Source organism: Stenotrophomonas sp. SAM-B, assembly GCF_013387485.1.
GTDB classification, from domain to species: Bacteria; Pseudomonadota; Gammaproteobacteria; order Xanthomonadales; family Xanthomonadaceae; genus Stenotrophomonas; species Stenotrophomonas maltophilia_AA.
The window spans coordinates 173,273-194,480 of sequence record NZ_JABBXB010000003.1 but is presented as its reverse complement, the minus strand read 5'-3'; the positions used below and the strand labels follow the sequence as shown (position 1 = coordinate 194,480).

The 21,208-nt window shown below is 68.2% G+C and carries 21 protein-coding genes; 5 read left to right on the top strand and 16 right to left on the bottom strand.

Annotated elements, in window-relative coordinates; genetic code table 11:
- Positions 1–36: 36 nt before the first annotated feature.
- Positions 37–792 carry a triose-phosphate isomerase gene (gene tpiA / locus HH110_RS08560; protein ID WP_176989295.1) on the bottom strand — a complete coding sequence of 252 codons (756 nt, stop codon included), beginning with the start codon at positions 790–792 and terminating at the stop codon, positions 37–39.
- Between the two features lie 364 nt (positions 793–1,156).
- Complete coding sequence (locus HH110_RS08555; protein WP_176989294.1) at positions 1,157–2,092, bottom strand: isopenicillin N synthase family oxygenase; 936 nt, start codon at positions 2,090–2,092, stop codon at positions 1,157–1,159.
- A 397-nt stretch (positions 2,093–2,489) separates the two neighbouring features.
- Between HH110_RS08555 and HH110_RS08550 the strand changes: the two genes are divergently transcribed.
- Positions 2,490–3,641 (top strand): glycosyltransferase family 4 protein, encoded by a 1,152-nt coding sequence (locus tag HH110_RS08550; RefSeq protein ID WP_176989293.1) that lies wholly within the window; start codon positions 2,490–2,492, stop codon positions 3,639–3,641.
- Positions 3,628–4,482 (top strand): polysaccharide deacetylase family protein, encoded by an 855-nt coding sequence (locus tag HH110_RS08545; protein WP_176989292.1) that lies wholly within the window; start codon positions 3,628–3,630, stop codon positions 4,480–4,482. The genes HH110_RS08550 and HH110_RS08545 overlap by 14 nt, the downstream gene beginning before the upstream one ends.
- A 72-nt stretch (positions 4,483–4,554) precedes the next feature.
- On the opposite strand, the gene glmM is transcribed toward HH110_RS08545, so the two are convergent.
- The 5 genes from glmM to trpB form a co-directional block, all read right to left on the bottom strand.
- Positions 4,555–5,907: a phosphoglucosamine mutase gene (glmM, locus tag HH110_RS08540; RefSeq protein WP_176989291.1), complete on the bottom strand. Its 1,353-nt coding sequence runs from the start codon at positions 5,905–5,907 to the stop codon at positions 4,555–4,557.
- A complete protein-coding gene (accD, locus tag HH110_RS08535) occupies positions 5,907–6,791 on the bottom strand; it encodes an acetyl-CoA carboxylase, carboxyltransferase subunit beta (RefSeq protein ID WP_019182669.1) in 885 nt (294 codons plus the stop codon). Before accD ends, glmM begins: the two co-directional genes overlap by 1 nt.
- A 137-nt stretch (positions 6,792–6,928) precedes the next feature.
- Positions 6,929–7,735, bottom strand: a complete 807-nt coding sequence (gene trpA / locus HH110_RS08530; RefSeq protein ID WP_176989526.1) for a tryptophan synthase subunit alpha — start codon at positions 7,733–7,735, stop codon at positions 6,929–6,931.
- A gap of 7 nt (positions 7,736–7,742) precedes the next feature.
- On the bottom strand, positions 7,743–8,441 hold the full coding sequence (locus HH110_RS08525; RefSeq protein ID WP_176989290.1) for a hypothetical protein: 699 nt from the start codon (positions 8,439–8,441) through the stop codon (positions 7,743–7,745).
- A complete protein-coding gene (gene trpB, locus HH110_RS08520) occupies positions 8,438–9,664 on the bottom strand; it encodes a tryptophan synthase subunit beta (RefSeq protein WP_176989289.1) in 1,227 nt (408 codons plus the stop codon). The genes HH110_RS08525 and trpB overlap by 4 nt, the downstream gene beginning before the upstream one ends.
- A 95-nt stretch (positions 9,665–9,759) precedes the next feature.
- Between trpB and HH110_RS08515 the strand changes: the two genes are divergently transcribed.
- Entirely contained in the window at positions 9,760–10,650 is an 891-nt protein-coding gene (locus HH110_RS08515; protein ID WP_176989288.1) for a LysR family transcriptional regulator, read from the top strand.
- Positions 10,651–10,695: 45 nt separating this feature from the next.
- On the opposite strand, the gene HH110_RS08510 is transcribed toward HH110_RS08515, so the two are convergent.
- The 8 genes from HH110_RS08510 to prmB all read right to left on the bottom strand — a co-directional run bounded on the left by HH110_RS08510 (position 10,696) and on the right by prmB (position 18,987).
- Positions 10,696–11,352, bottom strand: coding sequence for a phosphoribosylanthranilate isomerase (locus HH110_RS08510; protein ID WP_176989287.1), 657 nt, complete (start codon positions 11,350–11,352; stop codon positions 10,696–10,698).
- On the bottom strand, positions 11,349–12,122 hold the full coding sequence (gene truA, locus HH110_RS08505; RefSeq protein WP_176989286.1) for a tRNA pseudouridine(38-40) synthase TruA: 774 nt from the start codon (positions 12,120–12,122) through the stop codon (positions 11,349–11,351). Before truA ends, HH110_RS08510 begins: the two co-directional genes overlap by 4 nt.
- 50 nt (positions 12,123–12,172) lie before the next feature.
- A complete protein-coding gene (locus tag HH110_RS08500; protein ID WP_176989285.1) occupies positions 12,173–12,556 on the bottom strand; it encodes a VOC family protein in 384 nt (127 codons plus the stop codon).
- Positions 12,553–14,592, bottom strand: a complete 2,040-nt coding sequence (locus tag HH110_RS08495; protein WP_176989284.1) for a FimV/HubP family polar landmark protein — start codon at positions 14,590–14,592, stop codon at positions 12,553–12,555. Before HH110_RS08495 ends, HH110_RS08500 begins: the two co-directional genes overlap by 4 nt.
- 88 nt (positions 14,593–14,680) lie before the next feature.
- On the bottom strand, positions 14,681–15,706 hold the full coding sequence (locus HH110_RS08490) for an aspartate-semialdehyde dehydrogenase (protein ID WP_176989283.1): 1,026 nt from the start codon (positions 15,704–15,706) through the stop codon (positions 14,681–14,683).
- 203 nt (positions 15,707–15,909) lie between these two features.
- A complete protein-coding gene (locus HH110_RS08485; protein ID WP_176989282.1) occupies positions 15,910–16,965 on the bottom strand; it encodes a D-glycerate dehydrogenase in 1,056 nt (351 codons plus the stop codon).
- Complete coding sequence (aroC, locus tag HH110_RS08480; protein ID WP_176989281.1) at positions 16,958–18,061, bottom strand: chorismate synthase; 1,104 nt, start codon at positions 18,059–18,061, stop codon at positions 16,958–16,960. Before aroC ends, HH110_RS08485 begins: the two co-directional genes overlap by 8 nt.
- A complete protein-coding gene (gene prmB / locus HH110_RS08475) occupies positions 18,058–18,987 on the bottom strand; it encodes a 50S ribosomal protein L3 N(5)-glutamine methyltransferase (protein WP_176989280.1) in 930 nt (309 codons plus the stop codon). The genes aroC and prmB overlap by 4 nt, the downstream gene beginning before the upstream one ends.
- Positions 18,988–19,135: 148 nt before the next feature.
- Here prmB and HH110_RS08470 point away from each other — a divergent pair, with 148 nt between their 5' ends.
- Entirely contained in the window at positions 19,136–19,786 is a 651-nt protein-coding gene (locus tag HH110_RS08470) for an SCO family protein (protein WP_176989279.1), read from the top strand.
- Positions 19,783–20,625 (top strand): archaetidylserine decarboxylase, encoded by an 843-nt coding sequence (gene asd, locus HH110_RS08465; RefSeq protein ID WP_176989278.1) that lies wholly within the window; start codon positions 19,783–19,785, stop codon positions 20,623–20,625. Before HH110_RS08470 ends, asd begins: the two co-directional genes overlap by 4 nt.
- Positions 20,626–20,783: 158 nt before the next feature.
- On the opposite strand, the gene HH110_RS08460 is transcribed toward asd, so the two are convergent.
- Entirely contained in the window at positions 20,784–21,125 is a 342-nt protein-coding gene (locus HH110_RS08460) for a ribonuclease E inhibitor RraB (RefSeq protein ID WP_176989277.1), read from the bottom strand.
- Positions 21,126–21,208 lie beyond the last annotated feature (83 nt).

Below are 21,208 nucleotides of genomic sequence, written 5' to 3'. Positions count from 1 at the left end.
ATGTCGTGCCGGCGGTTGGGCCGGCAACATTACTAATTAGCGCCCCGCCGCCGCGGCAGCGATGGCAAGGAAGTCCGCGGCCACCAGCGAGGCGCCGCCCACCAGCCCACCATCGACATCGGGCTGTGCGAACAGTTCCGCGGCGTTGTCGGGCTTCACGCTGCCGCCATAGAGGATCGACAGTGAATCCGCAATTCTAGCATCGAGCTTGGCCACTTCGCCACGGATGAACGCGTGGACCTGCTGGGCCTGCTCCTTGGAGGCGGTCCGGCCGGTACCGATGGCCCAGACCGGCTCGTAGGCAATCACGGCCTGGGCGAAGCCGGCGGCGCCGACCAGCTCCAGCACCGGGGCGAGCTGGGCCGCGATGACCGCCTCGGTCTGATGGGCCTCGCGCTGCTCGAGTGTTTCGCCCACGCACAGGATGGGCGTCAGGCCGGCATGCAGGGCGGCGGCGAACTTGCGCGCGACCAGTTCACTGCTTTCCGCATGGTACTGGCGGCGCTCGGAGTGACCGACCAGGCCGTAGCGGGCGCCGACTTCGGCCAGCATGGTGGCCGAGACTTCGCCGGTGTAGGCGCCCTTTTCGTTGCTGCTGACATCCTGGGAGCCGAAGGCGACGGCGCGGCCTTCGAAGGCTTCGACCAGTTCGCCCAGGTACGGGAGCGGCGGGAGGACCACGACTTCGACGCCCTGCAGCGGGAGGTCGGCAACCAGGTCACTGACCAGGTCGGTGGCGAATTGGCGGCTGCCGTGCAGCTTCCAGTTACCGGCGACGATCTTGCGGCGCATGGCGATGGCTCCTTTGGATATCAGCCGGCCATGATAACGGATGCAACGAAATGGCGTGGGCGGGAAAACGCTTACATTTCAATTGGATATTTATTTTCGGCCGCAGTCCCAGATCAAAAGCAAGGGCGACGGGGCCGGTGGACGTGCCCGGGCTGGGCGGGCGTGGGTGGGTTGGCGGGACCCGCCGTGAACCCATCCATGGGGGCTCGTTATGCGCCATCCATGGCGCAAAACGGTCCCGCCAACCCACCCACGCCCACCCTCTGACAGTCAATCGGCACGCATCGGAGTGCGGTGGAGCGAGCCGGCCAGCGGCCGGCGTGACACGGAATGAAGAAGGCCGCCTTTCGGCGGCCTTCGTGGCTTATTTCAGCTTGATCTCGCGCAGGCGCTCTTCCAGGAAGCCGTGGGCAGTGATCGGCTCCGGGTAGCGACTCGGGTTTTCCGGGGTGATGCAGGTCGGCAGCACGTCGATCAGGAAATCCGGGTTCGGGTGCAGGAAGAACGGCACCGAATAGCGCGGCTGGCGCGCCTGCTCACCCGGAGGGTTGACCACGCGGTGGATCGTGGACGGATACACATGGTTGGTCAGGCGCTGCAGCATGTCGCCGATATTGACCACGATGGTGTCCGCGTCCGAGGTGAAGGGCACCCACTTGCCCTCGTGGGACTGCACTTCCAGCCCGGCCGCACTGGCGCCGACCAGCAGGGTGATGAAGTTGATGTCGCCGTGGGCACCGGCGCGCACGTTCGGGATGTTCTCTGCGGTGATCGGCGGGTAGTGGATCGGGCGCAGGATCGAATTGCCGTTGTTGGTCTTGTCCGCGAAGAAATCCTCCGGCAGACCAATATGCAGGGCCAGCGCCGACAGGACGCGCGAACCCAGCTTGTCCAGGGCCTGGTAGAGGCCGTAGCCACGCTCACGGAAGCCCAGAACCTCGCTCGGCCACAGGTTCGGGGCCATCACGTCACGGTACTTGGAGTCGTCCGGAATCTCACGGCCGATATGCCAGAACTCCTTCAGATCGAAGTGCTGGGAGCCCTTGGCGGTCTCCACGCCGAAGGCGGTGTAGCCGCGCGCGCCGCCGCTGCCGGGCACGTGGTACTGGCGCTTGGTCTCTTCCGGCAGCGCGAAGAAGGCCTTGAAGACCTCATACGCGGCGTCGATGTCGGCCTGCGGAATGCCGTGGTTGCGGATGCCAGCAAAGCCCCATTCGCGGTAGGCCGCACCCAGCTCGGCCACGAACGCGTCGCGGTCGGTGTCAAAACGGGTGATGTCGAGGGTGGGGATCTGGCTCACAGCGATTCCTGCTTGTTCATGGTGGTCGGTGGGCCAGCTGTGGCCCGGCTGAACATTGTGCCAGATCGGGCCATCCCCGCCACCGATACATTGATACAAACCGATACAATGCGCGCGCCCGGACGGCCACAACGGGCCACCGGCGACGCTTACGCGCCGCCCCCTTTTCTCCTTGCGTCGCCCGGTCCGCCCCATGGTTGCCCTGCCCTCCCCCTCATCGCCGACGGCGTTGCGCTGGCCCACGCCGGCAGGGCCGCGCGCGTGGCCGCGGCCCCCGCACGACCTTCCACCCACGGCACCGCACAGCGCATGGGATGCGCTGGCGCGATCCCGCAGGCAATGACGACGGCCGCCCGCGCATCCCGCGGGCGCGTTTCCACACATGGACTGTCCACCGATGAACGTTCCACTGAAAATTCTCCATACCGAGGCTGCCAAGGGATTTGGCGGGCAGGAGATCTACATCTACCGCCACATGCTGGCCATGCGCGACCGCGGCCACGACGTCTCCCTGCTGTGCCAGCCCGACGCCCGCCTGGGTGAGATGGCGCGCGAGGCCGGCTTCACCGTCCACGCGCTGAAGATGGGCGGCCTGCTGCGCATGCTGCGCGGGATCTGGTCGGTGTCGCGCCTGGTGCGCCGCCATGGCTACCACGTGGTGAACACCACCAGCCGCCGCGACAGCCTGATCGCCGCGGCCGGCGCCCGGCTCGGGGGTACGCCACTGGTGGTGCGCTCGCGCCACCTGATGAGCCCGATCAACTCGCTGCTGACCTACACCGGCCTGCCCCACCGGGTGATGACGGTGAGCAGCTTCGTCAAGAAGCTGATGGTCAGCCGCGGGATCGACGACGCACACGTGGGGATCGTCCCGCCGATCGCGGTGCCGCCGCAGTGGTCGCAGATCGCCAAGCGCGATCCGTGGCAGTGCCGGCAGGACACCCGTGCGGAAACGCGCGCCGAACTGGGCTTCGGCGACGACCAGATCGTGGTCGGCTGCGTCGCCGTGCTGCGCGAGCCGAAGGGCCACCTCGAGCTGCTGCAGGCGATCGCCCCGCTGTGCCGCGCCGATCCACGCGTGCAGTTGGTGATCGTGGGCGACGGCCAGCCGGTGATGGAGCGCCTGATCGCCCTGCGCGAGCAGCTCGGCATCACCGCGCAGGTCCACCTGCTCGGCTACCGCCAGGGTGCTTGCCGGCTGATGACCGCCTTCGATATCTTCGCCCTCGCCACCCACAAGGAAGCGGCCGGCACGGTATTTCTCGAGGCGGCTTACGTGGGTGTGCCGATCGTCGCCACGCGTGTCGGCGGGGTCCCGGAAATGGTGGTGGAGGGCAGCAATGCCCTGCTTGCGCCACTGGGCGACCAGGCCGCGCTGACCGGCGCGCTGCGAACCCTGATCGAACAGCCTGACCGACGCGAGCAGATGGGGCTGGCCGGCTGGGAATGGATGCGCAGCGCCCACCGCTTCACCCCGACCGGTCACACTGAAGCGACCGAATACTATTACCACCAGTGGTTGAAGGAACTGGGCCATGGCCAACGCTAGATCCGTCCCGGTGTTGATGCACCACCACGTCTCCCCGTCGCCGGGGATGATCACGGTCTCGCCGGAAAACTTCGAAAGCCAGATCGCCTGGCTGGCAGCCAACGGCTGGACCTCGCTGACCCTGGCCCAGTACGCCGGTTTCCTCGCCGGCAAGCCGACGCCGGCCAAGTCGATCGTGATCACCTTCGATGACGGCTACCTGGACAACTGGGTGTACGCGCACCCGATCCTGGCGCGGTACGGGATGCACGCGGTGGTGTTCGTGGTCACCGGCTGGATGGGCGAAGGCGAGGTCCGCCCGCATGCCGGGCAGCCCGGCGCCCCCCTGCCCGCGACGCCGGACCATCGCGGCTGCGAGGCGGCCATCCTGCAGGAGAACCGCCCCGACGACGTCATGATGCGCTGGAGCGAAGCGCGCGAGATGATCGCCGCCGGCACCTTCGAGGTGCACTGCCACACACACACGCATACCCGCTGGCTCAAGCAGGACATCTCCCGCGAACACAAGCGCCAGGGCATCAGCGGCGACCTGTCGGTGGCACGCGATGTGCTCCGGCAACAGCTGGGCGACGTATCGGACACGCTGTGCTGGCCGTACGGCGATTTCGACGAGGACTATGTGCAGATCGCGCGGGCGCAGGGCTTCAAGTACCTGCACACGACCCACCCGTTCGGCCGCAACGTGGTCGGGGGCGATCCGGAGCACATCTACCGGTTCGCGATCCGCGACCGTCCTGCCCGCTGGCTGCGCAAGCGCATCGCCTACAGCTACCACCCGCTGATCGCGCCGCTGTTCAACCGTTTCAAGGCGAAGAAAAAGAAGATGGTGGCAGGGCCCTGACCCGCAGCGGATCCGCAACGAAAACGCCCCGGTCTCCCGGGGCGTTTTCGATTCAGCCGTGCTTCCGCCGGCTCAGGCCGCAGCCGCCGCCTTCACCGCCGCGGACAGGCTGTCCAGCGTGGCCTGCATCAGCTCGGCGCTGTCCGCTTCGACGGTGACGCGCACCACCGGCTCGGTGCCGGAGGGGCGCAGGAACGCACGACCGCGCCCCTTCACCGCCTGCTGCGCGGCCACCAGCGCGGCCTGCACGCTCTCGGCCTGCACGGTCGCCTTGGCAGCGCCCTGCAGACGCACGTTGACGGTCTTCTGCGGCACCTTGTTGAGCACCGACAGCACCTCGCGCAGGGAGGTGCCGTCGCGACGCAGCACCTCCAGCACCTGCAGCGCGCTGACCACCGCATCACCGGTGGTAGCGCGATCCAGGCAGAGCAGATGGCCGGAGGCTTCGCCACCGAGCACGCCGTTGTTTTCCACCAGCGCCTGATGCACGTAACGGTCGCCAACGTTGCTGCGCTGGAACGGGATGTTCAACCGCTCCAGCGCCTGCTCCAGGCCGAAGTTGGTCATCAGCGTGCCAACCACCGGACCATGCAGGCGCCCGCTGCGCTGCCAGGCCTGGGCCAGCACGAACAGCAGGTCATCGCCGTCGACCGGGTTGCCCTGGTCGTCGGCCATCAGCACGCGATCGCCGTCGCCGTCGAAAGCGATGCCGAAATCGGCGCCGACCTCGCGGACCTTCTCGGCCAGATTGTCGATGTGCATCGAGCCGACGCCATCGTTGATGTTCAGGCCGTTGGGCGCATCACCGATGCTGATCACCTCGGCGCCCATCTCGCGGAACAGCAGGGGGGCGACGTGGTAGGTGGCACCGTGCGCGCAGTCGAGCACGATCTTCAGGCCACGCAGGTCGAAGCCGCGCGGCACGCTGGCCTTGCAGAACTCGATGTAGCGGCCGACCGCATCGCGCGCGCGCATGGCCTTGCCCAGACGTTCGGACTCGACGGTAGTGAACGGTGCATCGAGCGCGGCTTCCAGCGCCAGCTCGGTGGCGTCATCCAGCTTCTCGCCATCGGCGGAGAAGAACTTGATGCCGTTGTCGTAGTGCGGGTTGTGCGAGGCGCTGATGACGATGCCCGCATCCGCACCGAGGGTGCGGGTGAGGAAGGCCACCGCCGGGGTCGGCATTGGGCCGAGCAGTTGCACATCGGCACCGGCCGCGACCAGCCCGGCCTCGAGCGCGGCTTCGAACATGTAGCCGGAGATGCGTGTGTCCTTGCCGATCACCACCACCGGGCGGCGCCCGTTGCGCTCGGTCAGCGCGCGCCCGAGCGCATTGCCCAGGCACAGCACGAAATCGGCGGAGATGACGCCCTCACCGACCTTGCCGCGGATGCCGTCGGTGCCGAAGTACCTGCGCGACGCCATCAGGCCGCTGCATCCGGTGCGGGCGCCGGCTGGCGCGCCAGCATGGCCAGGATCTCGGACAGGCGATCGCGCATCTCGCGGCGGTCGCAGATCTGATCGATCGCGCCGTGCTCGAGCAGGAACTCCGAGCGCTGGAAGCCTTCCGGCAGCTTTTCGCGCACGGTCTGTTCGATCACGCGCGGTCCGGCGAAGCCGATCAGCGCCTGCGGCTCGGCGATGTTGATGTCGCCCAGCATCGCGAACGAGGCCGACACGCCGCCGGTGGTCGGATGGGTCAGCACCGAGATGTACGGCAGGCCGGCGTCGCGCAGGCGCCCCAGCGCGGCCGAGGTCTTCGCCATCTGCATCAGCGAGAACAGGCCTTCCTGCATGCGCGCGCCGCCACTGGCGGAGAAGCACACGTACGGGGCGCCGATCTCCAGCGCCTTTTCAGCGGCGAGCGAGAAGCGCTCACCGACCACCGAACCCATCGAGCCGCCCATGAAGGCGAAATCGAAGGCCGAAGCGACCAGCGGGCGACCCTTCATCAGGCCCTGCATGGCGATCAGTGCGTCGTACTCGCCCGTGTTCTTCTGCGAGGCCTTGATGCGCTCGCTGTACTTTTTCTGGTCCTTGAACTTGAGCAGGTCCGTCGGGCCCAGGCGCGCACCGATCTCGGTGGTGCTGTCCGCGTCGAACAGCGCGGCCAGGCGCGCGCGCGCGCGGATGGCCATGTGATGGCCACACTTGGGGCAGACTTCCAGGTTCTCTTCCAGCTCAGGACGGTAGAGCGCGCTGCCGCAGCTGCTGCACTTCTCCCACAGGCCCTCGGGGACGCTGCGCTTCTTGCTGGGGACGTTGTCGGTGCGGATGCCAGACGGCATCAACTTGCTGAGCCAACTCATGCGGGATGCTACTTCCGTTCAGGGCGGCCCGGGGGCCGCAAAGGCGGACAGTCTAGCTCACCGTTTCCATGCTCGGGCACCCCCGGCGGTTGCCGGGGGGCTGGCTTAAACCATTCTGGTACGTACGTTTGCGTGCTTCAGGCGGCGTCGAGTGCGCGTCGCAGCGGCGTGAGGAATGCCTGCGCGGCCTGTGCAGCGGCCGTGGCATCGGGGGCCTCGCCCAACGCAGCCACCAGCGCGCTGCCAACCACCACGCCGTCGGCCTCCACGGCCATCGCTGCGGCACTGGCCGCATCCTTGATGCCGAAGCCGGCCACCACCGGCACCGCCGAACGGCTGCGCAGGTCGCGCAGGCGGGCACTGGCGGCACTGCTGTCCAGACGATCCGACGCCCCGGTCACGCCGGCGAAACTGACGTAGTACAGATAGCCCTGTGCCATCGCGGACAGCGCATCCAGGCGCACATCGACCGTGGTCGGCGAGGCCAGCAGGATCAGCGCCAGGCCGGCGGCGGTGAAGATCTCGCGGGTTTCGGCGGCTTCCTCCGGCGGCAGGTCGACCAGCAGGATGCCGTCCACGCCGGCGGCGATGGCGGACTGCGCGAAGCGGGCCGTGCCATGGATCTCGATCGGGTTGAGGTAGCCCATCAGCACCACCGGCGTGGTGGCGTCGGCCTTGCGGAACGCGGCGACGGTCTCCAGCACATAGCGCAGCCCTGCCCCACGCGCCAGCGCGCGTTCGGAGCTGCGCTGGATGGTCGGGCCGTCGGCCATCGGGTCGGAGAACGGCACCCCGAGTTCGATCACGTCCGCGCCGGCGGCGGCGAGTGCGTGCATCACCGGCACGGTGGCATCCAGGCCCGGATCACCGGCGGTGATGAAGGGAATCAGCGCCTTGCGACGCTCAGCGCGCAGGCGGGCAAAACAGGCATCGATACGGTCCACGGACATCTCAGGCACATCCTTCAATCAGTTCAACAGCGCCACTGGCGCCCCAGTACAGCTTCGATATCACCCCGTCGAGGATTTCCAGCCGGATCGCCAGATCCGAACCGGGGTCCTGCCAGGTCAGGTACTCGCCCGTTTCCGGGTCATAGGCGTGCGGTGCGCGCGTACTGCCGGGCGGCAGCCGCTGGAGCGCCTCGTCACGGGTCATGCCCAGGCGCAGGCCGAACGGCCCGGGCTGGGTGATGGCTTCGTAGGAATCTTCGATCGGGGCCAGCTCGAAGCGCTGCACATGGTCGTCCTCGACCATCATCGACACGCCTTCGGGCAGGTTGCCCCGCTCGTAATACTCGCAGGCGCCCGCGGGCTCGCCCTCGCTCAGGCCGGCCGAATGCCAGGGGCCATCGGCGGCGAGCTCGGTGAACCGCTGCCCGACCACGACATCGCCCGCATGATCCAGCGCGACCGAGACCACCGACGGCACGGCGTCGTCCGCCACGCCTGCCTCGGCGGCCGGTGGCCCAGCCGGCGCGTCCTCGATCGGACGGTTGGCGATGTCATCGTCATTGCTGGCCTCTTCGCGTGCCGGCGCCACCGCACCCAGCGGTGCCGCAGGGGCCGGCAACACCGGCGGATCCGGCGGCGTGCATCCGGTCAGGCCGACCACCATCAGCAGCGCACTTCCCTGGCGCAGCAGCGGATTCACAGGACCAGACCCTCCCGGGCAGCGATGGTGTGCACGTCCTTGTCGCCACGCCCGGACAGATTGCACAGCACCAGCTTGTCGCGCGGCAGATCGCGCGCGATCTTGATCGCCTGGGCGACCGCGTGGCTGGACTCCAGCGCCGCCAGGATGCCTTCGCTGTGGGCCAGCTGGTGGAACGCCGCCAAGGCCTCGTCATCGGTGATGCCGACATACTCGGCGCGCCCGGCATCGGCCAGGAAGGCATGCTCGGGACCGACGCCCGGATAGTCCAGGCCGGCCGAGACTGAATGGGTTTCGGTGATCTGGCCGTCGTCGTCGCAGATCACATAGGTGCGGTTGCCGTGCAGCACGCCCGGGCGACCGGCCGCGATGGAGGCGGCATGGCGCCCGGTCTCGATGCCGTCGCCGGCTGCTTCGGCACCGACGATGCGCACGTCGCGATCATTGAGGAACGCATGGAACAGGCCGATCGCATTGCTGCCACCGCCCACGCAGGCGGTGATCGCATCGGGCAGGCGGCCGTAATCGGTGAGCATCTGCGCGCGCGCCTCGCGGCCGACGATCGCATTGAAATCGCGCACCATCCGCGGGTACGGGTCCGGGCCGGCCACGGTGCCGATGATGTAGAAGGTGTCGCGCACGTTGGTGACCCAGTCGCGCATCGCTTCGTTGAGCGCATCCTTGAGCGTGGCCGAGCCGGAGGTGACCGGCACCACCGTCGCACCGAGCAGCTTCATGCGGTAGACATTGATCTTCTGCCGCTCGATGTCGGTGGCCCCCATGTACACCACGCACTCCAGGCCCAGCCGCGCGGCCACGGTGGCACTGGCCACGCCGTGCTGGCCGGCGCCGGTCTCGGCGATGATGCGTTTCTTGCCCATCCGTGCGGCGAGGAGCGCCTGGCCGATGGTGTTGTTGATCTTGTGCGCGCCGGTGTGGTTCAGGTCTTCGCGCTTGAGCAGGATCTGCGCGCCGCCGACCTGCTGGCTGAGCCGCTCGGCGTGATAGATCGGGCTGGGACGGCCCACATAGTGGGTCAGGTCCTTGTCGTAGGCGGCGATGAAGGCCGGATCGCGGCGTGCTTCGTCATAGGCGGCGGCCAGCTCCTGCAGCGGCCCGATCAGGGTCTCGGCGACGAAACTCCCGCCGTAGCGGCCGAAATGGCCGTTGGCATCAGGGTAGGCGTGGAAATCGACGATGGGGGAGACGGGGGAAGCAGACATAGCGCGACAACCGGTGGAGACAGGCTGCCAATTTAACGCACCTGTCATGACAGGAATATCGATAATATCTGCCACGACCTGTCAGGAAAACTCACATGACCGACGGACCGTTGCCCCCGCTCAATGCCCTGCGCAGCTTCGAGGCGGCCGCCCGCCTGGGCGGCGTCGGTCGGGCCGCCGACGCCCTGCATGTCACCCACGGCGCGATCAGCCGCCAGCTGCGCCTGCTGGAGGAACACCTGGGCGTCGTGCTGTTCCAGCGCGAAGGCCGTGGGCTGCGCCTGACCCGCGCCGGCGAGGATCTGCAGGCCGCCTGCGAGGGCGCCTTCGAGCAGATCCGCGAGGCGGTGGTGGCCCTCAAGCGCCAACAGCGACCCGAAGCGCTGGTGCTCGGCTGCAGCGGCAGCATCCTGGCGCGCTGGATGATCCCGCGCCTGCAGGCCCTGCAGACTGCCCTGCCCCAGCTGCCGCTGCACTGGTCCGCGCAGGACGGCAGCTTCACCGCCGAACAGCAGGGTCTGGATGCAGTCCTGCTGCTGGCCCAGCCACCGTGGCCGCGCGGCTGGCAGGTGCGGGAGCTGGCGCCGGAGCGTGTGGGCGTGGTGGTCAGTCCACAACACCCGGCCGCGGCAAGGCTGCGGCATCAACCGCCTTCCGCGCTGCTGGGCGAACCGCTGCTGCACACCACCTCACGCCCGCAGGCGTGGCCCGCGTGGGCGCTGTCGCATGGGTTGGAACCTGCGCAGTTGCAGTTGGGCAGCGGCTTTGAACATCTGTACTACCTGCTGGAAGCGGCCGTCGCCGGGCTCGGCGTGGCGATCGCGCCGGAGCCGCTTGTGGCCGATGAGCTGGCGGCCGGCCGGGTGCTGGCACCGTGGGGATTTGGCGCCACCGGGGGCTTCTGGGTGCTGGCCACGCCGGAGGGGGTGGCGGATCCGCGGGTGGATGCGCTGGCCGGGTGGCTGCAGGCGCAGTTGACAGGATGAGTGCGCCACGACCAACGGTCGTGGCCTACCCGCTGGACAAGCTGATCAATCTGCTTCGTGGCAATCGGCGCGGCGGACTTCTTCCACGAACTTGCGCATCTTGTAGCCGTCCTTGATGCCCGGCTCGGATTCGATGCCGCTGGACACATCCACGCCCCACGGCAGGGTCGCCACGATCGCGTCGAACACGTTGTCCGGGGTGATCCCGCCGGCCAGCAGGAACGGCCGATGCAGGCCGGTCGGCAGGCGGGTCCAGTCGAAGGCCACGCCGGTTCCGCCGCCACCGCCGGGCGCATGGCTGTCGAACAGGAAGCCGGCCGCGCTCGGGAAACGCAGCTGCAGCTGGCGGGCATTGACCTCGTCCTTGCCGCCCATGGCCACGGCCTTCAGGTACGGCATGTTGAAGCTGCGGCAGAACGATTCATCTTCCTCGCCATGGAACTGCAGCAGGGTCGGCCGCACGGTGCGCAGCACCTCGCGCACCTCTTCCTTGCTGTTGTCGCGGAACAGGGCCACCACGTCGACCATCGGCGCGATCGCCTGGCGCATGGCCCGGGCCTCGGCCGGCGCGACCCGGCGCCTGCTCTCGCGGGCGAAGATGAAACCGACCGCGTCCACGCCGAGTTCGCCGGCCAGGCGCACGTCGCCGGCACGGGTCATGCCGCAGAACTTGATACGGGTGCGGTAGAAGGAGCGGCTCATAAGGTGACCTCGGCAGGCAGCTGCCAGTTGTCGGGGTACAGGGGACCAACGAAGACCAATCCCTGTGGCGGAGCGGTCGGACCGGCCACGGTGCGGTCGCGCCCGGCCAGCAGTTGCCCCATCCACGCGACCGGCTGCTCACCACAGCCGACCAGGATCAATGAACCGACGATATTGCGCACCATGTGATGAAGGAATGCATTGGCCTGAACGGCGACCTCCACCACCTCGCCCTGACGGGTCACCGAGAGCGACTGCATGTTCCGGCGCGCGTGCAGGGCCTCGCACTGCACACTCCGGAAGGCACTGAAGTCGTTCTCGCCGAGCAGGGCCTGACCGGCCGCGTGCATCAGCCCGGCATCCAGCGGCCGGCGCTCCCAGCTCAGGGTCTGCCTGTACAGCGCCGGGCGGACCTGGCGATTGAGCAGGCGATAACGGTAGCGGCGTGCACGCGCGGCGAAACGCGCATGAAACTCGTCGGCCACCGGCACGCACCAGCGCACTGCAATGGAGCGTGGCAGGCGGGTGGTGGTCCCCAGCATCCAGCTGCGTGGATCTCGCACGACATCGGTATCGAAGTGCACGACCTGGCATTCGCCGTGGACGCCAGCATCGGTACGCCCGGCACACACGACCTGGATCGGCGCATTGGCCACCGAGGACAACGCGTCCTGCAGGCTGGCCTGCACGCTGGGACAGCCACTCTCACCGAGCTGCTGCCAGCCTTTGAATTCGCTGCCGTCGTATTCCACGCCCAGTGCGTAGCGCATGGTGAACCTCTGTGTTTTCGGGGGAACCGGCGCGGGCGCCGGGTAGTGCATCAGGCGGCGTCGCGCTCGGACCACACGGCCAGCTCGTTGCCGCCGGGCTCCAGGAACTGGAACCGGCTGCCGCCCGGGAAGGCGAACACCGGCTTGACCACTTGCCCACCCTGGGCCCGCACGGCCTCGAGCATGGGCTGCAGGTCGTCGGCGTAAATCACCAGCAAGGGTGCGCCACCCGCGGAGGCGGTCTGCGGCTCAGCACGGAAGAACCCGCCCTGGAAGCGGCCGTCGTCGAAGGCGGTGTAGTCCAGCCCGTAATCCACGAACGACCAGCCGAACACCTGCTCGAAGAAGCGGCGGCTGGCGGCGGGATCGCGCGAGGCGAACTCGACGTAGTCCAGGCGACGCTCCCGCACTGTTACCGGGCGGGCGTCGCTCATCCCAGCCGCGCCAGCAGTTCGCGCGCTTCGGCCTGGCTGTGCGGATCGGCGCCGACGGCCACTTCATGCAGCAGAGTGCGCGCGGTTTCCGCATCCCCCAGGTCCAGGTACGCGATGGCCAGTTCCAGGCGATCACGGCCGGGGCTGCCGATGGGCGCGATGGGCGCTTCGTCGACGGCCGGATCGGCGGCGTCCGAGGTCTCGTCTCCGCTGGCGATGGCCGGCGCAGCATCGTGGCCGGCGCGATCGTCGCCCGCATCCGAAGCGTGTTCTTCGGCGGTCACCGACTCGTCCGGGAACTCGAACACACCGCGGAACGACGGCTGCGCCGCAGCTTCCAGCGCGTGGGCCGGCGGCTCGATCAGCGGGGCCGGTTCGCGGAACAGCGCGTCGTCCACGTTTACATGCTGGGCATCGGCGTCGATGCCGTAGGCCGACGCAGCGGTTGCCTCGACCTCCGGCAACACCGGCGCATCATCCGTCGCGGAGGTGCTCCAGCGCGTATCCTCGATGCGGTCCTGCGGGACGGTTTCGTGCGGGGAAGCATCGCGCGCGAAGACCGGCTCGCGACGCAGCCCGGCGTAGACGTCGGTCTCTGCAATGGCCTCTTCGTCAGGCGCGCGGTGCGCGTCCTCCTGCTGCGCGGCCAGCGTATCCGCAGGATCGACGGCCGGCACGGCCGCCGCCAGCGAGGCGCCATCGAGCCCATCACGCGACAGCGGCGGCAATGGCGATGGCTTGCGCCGGCGCACCAGCGCCCAGCCTCCGACCACCAGCAGCAGCACCACCAGGCCCAGCCAGTACCAGCCACCGCTGGCGCTGTCGCGCGCCCCGGGTGCCTGCTCCAGCCGCTGCTGCGCGGCGGCCAGATCGTTGTCCTTCATTGCGATCAGCGACTGCTGCTGGGCCTTGAGCTTTTCCAGCTCGGCCACGCGCTCGCGCAGTTCCTGGATCTCGGCATCGCGGGTGGCGACGTCTTCCTTGGCCTGACGCAGTTGTTCGTTACCCAGCATGTCGCCCTCGGTGCCGGCAGCGGTGCCGGTGGTTGTGCCTGCGGTGGTGCCGGCGGCGGCGACGGCCGGCGCGATTTCCAGGCGCGCGCCCTGGCTCGCTGCCGCGGTCGCAGGTGTCGGCGCAGCGGCGACGCCACTGTCTGCCGGTTGCGGGATGGCGGCGCGCGACTGCCGCCATTGCGCGGTGTGCTCGCGGACGATCGCCGCGGCCTGCTGTGCATCGATCTCGGCCACGCCCTCGGCGCCCGGCGTGCGCAGCACGGCGCCCTGCTTGAGCAGGTTCACGTTGCCCCGGATGAAGGCTTCGGGATTGGCCCGCAGCAGCGCGATCATTGCCTGGTTGCGGTTGATGCCCTGCTCGCGCGCCAGCGAACCGGCGATCTGCGACAGCGTCTGTCCCCGCTGCACGGTGACGCTGCCGTCGGCGGCAGCCGGTGCGGCGGGCGCAGCGCGAGGTGCGGCCGGGCGCGGCGTGGCTGCCGGCTCCGCACGGCGCGGCGGCGACGCGGCGACAGGCGCAGCCGGCGGTGCCGGCTCGCGGATGATGGCATTGGACATCGCGCCCGCCGGGGCGACGATCTCCGGTTCGGCCACGGCGGCCGCGCTGTTGGGCGCGTCCACCAGGGCGGAATATTCACGGATCAGACGGCCCTGCCCCCAATCGGCTTCGATCAGGAAGTTCAGCGACGGGGTCACCACCGAGCTCTGGCTGCTGACGCGCACCACGGCGCGACCCTGCGCATTGCGGGTCAACTCGAACTGCAGCTCGCTGACCAGACCGGACGGCCGTTCCAGCCCGACCCGGGCGAAGGTCGCCGGCGAGGCCAGCGCCACACGGAGGTTCTCCAGCTCGGCCGGATCGGCGGAAATGACGGGAATTTCGGCCAGCAGCGGCTGGCCCGGCTTGGACAGCACCCGGATATCGCCCAGGCCCAGGGCCAGGGCGGAACTGCTGGCCAGGGCCAGCAGCAGCGTCGACACATACTTGAGCGGACGCACTGCGCCCGGAGCCCGGTTCTTCATGGCGGCCAATATAGCGGCTCCCCCCGTGATCGGCGATGTTTCGATGCGGGGTGCCGGCGGCATCCCCATGCCGCCGGCACCCCTGCGATCAGCCTTCGGCAGCAACCAGTTCGGCCAACTGCACCGCATTGAGGGCCGCGCCCTTGCGGATGTTGTCCGAGACGATCCACAGGTTCAGGCCGCGCGGATGCGACAGATCCTCGCGGATGCGGCCGACATACACCGCATCGGTACCCGAGGCATGGGTGACCGGGGTCGGGTAGCCGCCCGCTTCATGCCGGTCGACCACTTCCACGCCCGGCGAACGCGCCAGCAGCTCGCGCGCGGCATCCGGGGTGACCTTGTCGCGGGTTTCGATGGTGACCGCTTCGGAGTGACCATAGAACACGGGCACGCGCACGGCGGTGGGGTTCACCAGGATGCTGTCATCACCGAGGATCTTGCGGGTTTCCCAGACCAGCTTCATCTCTTCCTTGGTGTAGCCGTTGTCCTGGAAATCATCGATGTGCGGGATCAGGTTGAACGCGATCTGCACCGGGAAGCGCTGCGGGTCGATTTCCTGGAAGCTGAGCAGCTGGCCGGTCTGCTTGCCGAGTTCTTCCAGCGCCGAGCGGCCGCCGCCGGAGACGGACTGGTAGGTGGCCACGTTGATGCGCTCGATGCCGTACTGGCGGTGCAGCGGGGCGAGCGCGACCAGCATCTGCATGGTCGAGCAGTTCGGGTTGGCGATGATGCCGCGCGGGCGGTTCTTCAGCGCCTCCGGGTTCACTTCTGAGACGACCAGCGGCACGTCATCGTCGTAGCGGAAGGCCGACGAGTTGTCGATCACCACCGCACCGGCGGCGGCGAACTTCGGACCGAACTCCTTGGAGACGCTGCCACCGGCGGAGAACAGCGCGATGTCCACGCCGTTCGGATCGAACGTGCTCAGGTCCTGGACCTTGATCTTCTCGCCCTGGTACTCGATCTCGCCACCGGCCGAACGCGAGGACGCGAGCAGGCTCAGCGTGGCGATCGGGAAGTTGCGTTCGGCCAGGATGGCCAGCATGGTTTCGCCGACAGCACCGGTGGCACCGACGACGGCGACGTGGAAACGACGATCTGGATTGCTCATGAGAACCTCTGTTGGGTGTACCGACCCACGGTCGGTACCTACCTTGATTTGGGGATGTGCACCGACCCACGGTCGGTACCTGCCGGAATGTTGAATGTGCGTGCCGACCAACGATCGGTACCTGCCGTGCCTTGGGGATCTGTACCGACCCGCGGTCGGTACCTACCGGTTCGGGAACCTCGCCTGTTGGCCGGCGCGGCTCCCTATCGTTTTGCGTCGTCGATTTTTTTGCCGCCCACGGTCGCGCCACCGGCTTTCACGGCAGCGACAGCATCGGCGTTGATCGCGCTCGGCGGGTGGCCGGCATCCGGGCCCTGGCCCAGTGCGGCAGTCAGGTTGTCCACGGCCAGCTGCACCATCGCCCGGCGGGTGGCCTGGCTGGCGCTGCCGATATGCGGGGTCAGCACGATGTTGTGCAGGGCGAGCAGTTCGGGGCGCACCGTCGGCTCGCCTTCGAACACGTCCAGCCCGGCCGCGGCCAGGCGTCCGTTGGCCAGGGCATCGGCGAGCGCCAGCTCGTCGACGATGCCACCGCGGGCGATGTTGACCAGGGTGGCGGTGGACTTCATCTTCGCCAGCGCACCGGCATCGATGATGTGGTGCGAGGACGCGTTGTAGGGCAATACGAGCACGAGGTGATCGGCCTGCGCCAGCAGGGTATCCAGGTCCACGTACTGCGCGCCGACCTCTGCCTCGGTGGCCTCGGGCAGCCGCGAACGGTTGTGGTACAGCACGCGCATGCCGAAGCCGTGCGCGCCGCGGCGGGCGATGCCCTGGCCGATGCGGCCCATGCCGAGGATGCCCAGCGTGCTGCCGTGGATGTCGGCGCCAAGCATGGTCTGGAACGACCACTGCCCCCACTGGCCATCACGCAGCCAGCGTTCGGATTCGGTGATGCGGCGTGCGGTGGCCATCAACAGCGCGAAGCCGAGGTCGGCGGTGGTTTCGGTCAGCACATCCGGCGTATTGCTGGCCAGGATGCCGGCAGCGCTGAGCGCGTCGATATCCAGGTTGTTGTAGCCGACGCCGACGTTGGCGATCGCACGCAGCTGCGGCGCATGGGCGATCTCGGCCGCGCCGATGCGTTCGTTGAGGGTGATCAGCGCGCCGTCGACGTGGGCCAGCTGTTCGGCCAGCATCTGCGGCGTATAGCGGGTGACGTCGCCGGTCATGGCCAGGTCGAAATGCTGCCCGAGCTGATCGACGACATCGTCGAACAGCGGCTGGCTGACCCAGACCCTGGGGCGCCGATCAGCCATCGATCGTGCCCGGGATGCGTGGGGTGATCTCGCCGACATCGCCGCACTGGGCGCGGTGGCGCAGCGCCTGGTCCATCAGCACCAGCGCCATCATCGCCTCGGCGATCGGGGTGGCGCGGATGCCGACGCAGGGATCGTGACGGCCGGTGGTGATCACCTCGACGGAGGCGCCACTGGCGTCCACCGTGGCGCCGGGCAGGCGCAGGCTCGAGGTCGGCTTGAGCACGATCGAGGCGGTGACCTGCTGGCCGGTGGAGATGCCGCCGAGGATGCCGCCGGCATGGTTGCTGGCAAAACCCTGCGGGGTCAGCAGGTCACGGTGTTCGGTGCCCTTCTGCGCGGCGCTGGCAAAGCCGTCGCCGATCTCCACGCCCTTGACCGCGTTGATGCTCATCAGCGCCGCCGCCAGATCGCCATCGAGCTTGCCGTAGATGGGTTCGCCCCAACCCGGCGGGACACCATCGGCCACGACGTTGACGCGCGCGCCGACCGAGTCCCCGGACTTGCGCAGCGCGTCCATGTAGCTCTCCAGCGCGGGCACCTGGTCGGCGACCGGCCAGAAGAACGGGTTGTCCTCCACCGCGGACCAGTCGAAGCCGGTCGGGGTGATCTCGCCCAGCTGCGAGAGGTAGCCCCGCACGGTGACGCCATGACGCTGCAGCAGCCACTTCTTGGCGATCACGCCGGCGGCGACGCGCATGGTGGTTTCGCGCGCGGAGGAGCGGCCGCCACCGCGGGGATCACGGATGCCGTACTTCTGCCAGTAGCTGTAGTCGGCATGGCCCGGGCGGAACTGCTGGGCGATGGTGGTGTAATCCTTGCTGCGCTGATCGGTATTGCGGATCAGCAGCCCGATCGGGGTGCCGGTGGTACGGCCTTCGTACACACCGGACAGGATCTCGATCTCATCGGCTTCGCGCCGCGCGGAGGTATGCCGGCTCTTGCCGGTGGCCCGCCGCTGCAGGTCGTGGGCGAATTCGTCGGCGCTGATCTCCAGCCCCGGCGGACAGCCGTCCACCACGCAGCCGATCGCCGGACCGTGCGATTCGCCGAAGGTGGTGACGGTCAGCAGTTTGCCGAAGCTGTTGGAACTCACGGCCGCTGCGCCGCCAGTTCGGTGATGCGGGCGCTGTGGGCGATCAGTTCACGGCACTCGACCGCGAAGATGCCCATCTGGCCGACCTTGAACTCGACCCAGGCAAAGTCGACTTCCGGCAGCAGCTTGATCAGGTGCTGTTCGGACTCGCCCACTTCACAGATCAGCAGGCCGTCCTCGCTCAGGTGCAGCGGGGCGTCGCGCAGGATCTTCAGCACCAGGTCCAGGCCATCGTCGCCGGCGCGCAGGCCCATGTCCGGCTCGTAGGAGTATTCCCGCGGCAGGGCATCGGTCTCGTCGTTGGTGACGTACGGCGGATTGGTGACGATCAGGTCGTAGTGACGGCCGGTCAGGCCGTTGAACAGGTCGGACTTGAGCAGGGTGACGTTGTGCGCCTGGAGACGTTCCTTGTTCTCTTCGGCCAGCGACAGTGCCTCGTCGCTGAGGTCGACACCGTCCACTTCCCAGTTCGGGTAGTAGTGGCCCATGGCGATGGCGATGCAGCCCGAGCCGGTGCACAGGTCCAGCGCGCGATGGACGTCGCGGCCGGCCAGCCAGGGTTCGAAGCCACATTCGATCAGCTCGGCGATCGGGGAGCGCGGCACCAGGGCGCGCGTGTCGCTCTTGAAGCTCAGGCCGGCGAACCAGGCCTCACCGGTCAGGTAGGCGGCCGGAACACGCTCGTCGATGCGACGCTGGAACAGGTCCAGCACGCGCACCTTCTCTTCCTGCAGCAGCCGCGCCTGGCCATAGGCCGGGCCGAGGTCATGCGGCAGGTGCAGGCTGTGCAGGACGAGCTGGGTGGCTTCGTCCAGGGCGTTGTCATAGCTGTGCCCGAAGGTCAGCCCGGCTGCGTTGAAACGGCTGGTGCCGTAGCGGATCAGATCGATGATCGTGTGGAGTTCGGCGGCCGTTTCGGCAGTCATGGCGGGGCAACAGACAATGTGGCCCTCGATTATAGGCGCTGGGGCGGGCCGGGGCATCCGTTGCAGTCGAAACGGTGGACGGGCCACCCACAGGACGCCACCGCCCCCATCCCTCTATCATGGAGGCCACTTCCGGGACGGGGCCCTTATGTTCAATCGCAATGTCGGCATCATCCTGCTGATCGCCCTCGCCGCCGGGCTGGGCCTGGTCGTGGCGCAGAAGGTCTTCGCGCCCACGCCGGGCGGTGACCGCCCCGCCACCGAATCGATCACGTTCTATCCGCAACCGCGCCCGTTGCCCGATTTCAACCTCGGCCAGTCCGACGGCACCCGCCTGATCCCGGGCGAGCTGAAGGGCCATTGGACCCTGGTGTTCCTGGGCTTCACCTTCTGCCCGGACGTCTGCCCGACCACCCTGGCCGACCTGGCCCAGGCCCAGAAGCAGTGGGAAGCCCTGCCGGAGACGCTGCGCCCGCGGCTGGTGTTCATTTCGGTCGATCCCGAGCGCGACACCCCGGCACGGCTGGGCGAGTACGTGCACGCTTTCCACAAGGACACCCTGGCCGCGACCGCCGATGTGCCGTCGCTGGAGCGCTTCGCCACCTCGCTGGGCTTCGTGTTCCAGAAGGTGCCGGGCAAGCACTTCGATGAAAATCCCGAGGATTACACCCTCGAACACTCGGCCAGCCTGGCCGTGCTGGACCCGCAAGGCCGCCTGGCCGGCCTGATCCGTCCTCCTTTCCAAGCGCAGGCCATCGCCCGCGACCTGCACCTGCTGACCGAGAAATCCGCCCCATGAGTTTGATGACCACGCTGAGCTACGCCCTGCCCCACCGCCTGCTGTCGTCCATGGCGCGCAGACTGGCGTATTCCAGCAACCCGCGGATCTCGCGCTGGCTGATCGACACCGTGACCGCGAAGTTCGGGGTGAACCTCGCGGAAGCGGCCCATCCGGACCCGCGCAGCTACCCGACCTTCAATCAGTTCTTCACCCGGGCGCTGAAGCCGGGCGCGCGCGTGCCCGATGCCGATCCGCGCACGCTGGTGATGCCGGCCGATGGCCGGATCAGCCAGCTGGGCACGATCGAAGACGGGCGCATCTTCCAGGCCAAGGGCCAGTCCTTCACCGCCGCCGAACTGCTGGGCGATGCCAAGGATGCCGAGGTCTTCCACCACGGCCTGTTCGCCACGGTGTATCTGTCGCCGAAGGATTACCACCGCGTGCACATGCCGTGGACCGGCACCCTGCGCGAGACCGTGCATGTGCCGGGGCGTTTGTTCAGTGTCGGCCCGGCCGCAGTGAACAAGGTGCCGGGACTGTTCGCCCGCAATGAGCGCCTGGTCTGCCACTTCGATACGGACTTTGGCCCGATGGTCTCGGTGATGGTCGGCGCGCTGCTGGTCTCCGGCGTGGAGACGGTGTGGGGCGGCGAGGAGATTCCGGCCTACGGCGATACCATCACGCGCAAGGATTACCGCGGCAAGGGCATCACCCTGGAGCGCTTCGCGGAGATGGCGCGCTTCAATTACGGCTCGACCGTGATCGTGCTGCTGCCGCCCGGCGTGGCCGAGTTCGCGCCGCATCTGGATGCCGAGCATGCGGTGCAGCTGGGGCAGGCGCTGGCGACCCTGAAGTAACGGTAGTGCCGGCCGCTGGCCGGCATCGCAGGTGTTCCGGGGAGCCGGCCAGCGGCCGGCACTACCGGTGGTTCAAGTGCGCGATCGGCGCCCACAAAAAAACGCCCCGGGAAACGGGGGCGTTTTTCGTTGTGTCCGGTTCGATCGGATCGCGCCGATCAGATCTCGACCGGGCCGACGTCCATGCCGTCGTAGTCTTCCACGCCGTTCGCTTCGGCCAGCGCCTGCAGCTCGTGGTTGCGGGCGTCCAGCGAGGCTTCGGTGTGCACCTCGGCGCGCTCCACGTGCAGCACGTGGTACGGGGCTTCACCCTCTTCCAGGTCCGGTTCGAACACTTCCACCAGGGTGTAGCCGAGCTCGACCAGCTTCTCGCCCAGGCCGTGCAGCGGCTCCGGAGTGGTGTTGACGAAGAAGTAACCCCACAGCATCGGGCCGTTGAGGTCCCAGTCGGTGTTTTCACGGATGTTGGCGAACATCTCGTTGATCGCGGTGATATCCATCTTGCTGTCCTGTATGCGTGTTGCGGTGAGCGCCGGGCACGGCCGGCGCTGCGATGGATGTGCTGGGCCGGGCGGCCGCAGGC

Bases quoted from the DNA above. Each gene is read 5' to 3' on its own strand.
- tpiA (WP_176989295.1), bottom strand. From the start codon at position 792: ATGCGCCGCAAGATCGTCGCCGGTAACTGGAAGCTGCACGGCAGCCGC.
- HH110_RS08550 (WP_176989293.1), top strand. From the start codon at position 2,490: ATGAACGTTCCACTGAAAATTCTCCATACCGAGGCTGCCAAGGGATTT.
- HH110_RS08545 (WP_176989292.1), top strand. From the start codon at position 3,628: ATGGCCAACGCTAGATCCGTCCCGGTGTTGATGCACCACCACGTCTCC.
- glmM (WP_176989291.1), bottom strand. From the start codon at position 5,907: ATGGCGTCGCGCAGGTACTTCGGCACCGACGGCATCCGCGGCAAGGTC.
- accD (WP_019182669.1), bottom strand. From the start codon at position 6,791: ATGAGTTGGCTCAGCAAGTTGATGCCGTCTGGCATCCGCACCGACAAC.
- trpB (WP_176989289.1), bottom strand. From the start codon at position 9,664: ATGTCTGCTTCCCCCGTCTCCCCCATCGTCGATTTCCACGCCTACCCT.
- HH110_RS08515 (WP_176989288.1), top strand. From the start codon at position 9,760: ATGACCGACGGACCGTTGCCCCCGCTCAATGCCCTGCGCAGCTTCGAG.
- HH110_RS08510 (WP_176989287.1), bottom strand. From the start codon at position 11,352: ATGAGCCGCTCCTTCTACCGCACCCGTATCAAGTTCTGCGGCATGACC.
- truA (WP_176989286.1), bottom strand. From the start codon at position 12,122: ATGCGCTACGCACTGGGCGTGGAATACGACGGCAGCGAATTCAAAGGC.
- HH110_RS08500 (WP_176989285.1), bottom strand. From the start codon at position 12,556: ATGAGCGACGCCCGCCCGGTAACAGTGCGGGAGCGTCGCCTGGACTAC.
- HH110_RS08495 (WP_176989284.1), bottom strand. From the start codon at position 14,592: ATGAAGAACCGGGCTCCGGGCGCAGTGCGTCCGCTCAAGTATGTGTCG.
- HH110_RS08490 (WP_176989283.1), bottom strand. From the start codon at position 15,706: ATGAGCAATCCAGATCGTCGTTTCCACGTCGCCGTCGTCGGTGCCACC.
- HH110_RS08485 (WP_176989282.1), bottom strand. From the start codon at position 16,965: ATGGCTGATCGGCGCCCCAGGGTCTGGGTCAGCCAGCCGCTGTTCGAC.
- prmB (WP_176989280.1), bottom strand. From the start codon at position 18,987: ATGACTGCCGAAACGGCCGCCGAACTCCACACGATCATCGATCTGATC.
- HH110_RS08470 (WP_176989279.1), top strand. From the start codon at position 19,136: ATGTTCAATCGCAATGTCGGCATCATCCTGCTGATCGCCCTCGCCGCC.
- asd (WP_176989278.1), top strand. From the start codon at position 19,783: ATGAGTTTGATGACCACGCTGAGCTACGCCCTGCCCCACCGCCTGCTG.
- HH110_RS08460 (WP_176989277.1), bottom strand. From the start codon at position 21,125: ATGGATATCACCGCGATCAACGAGATGTTCGCCAACATCCGTGAAAAC.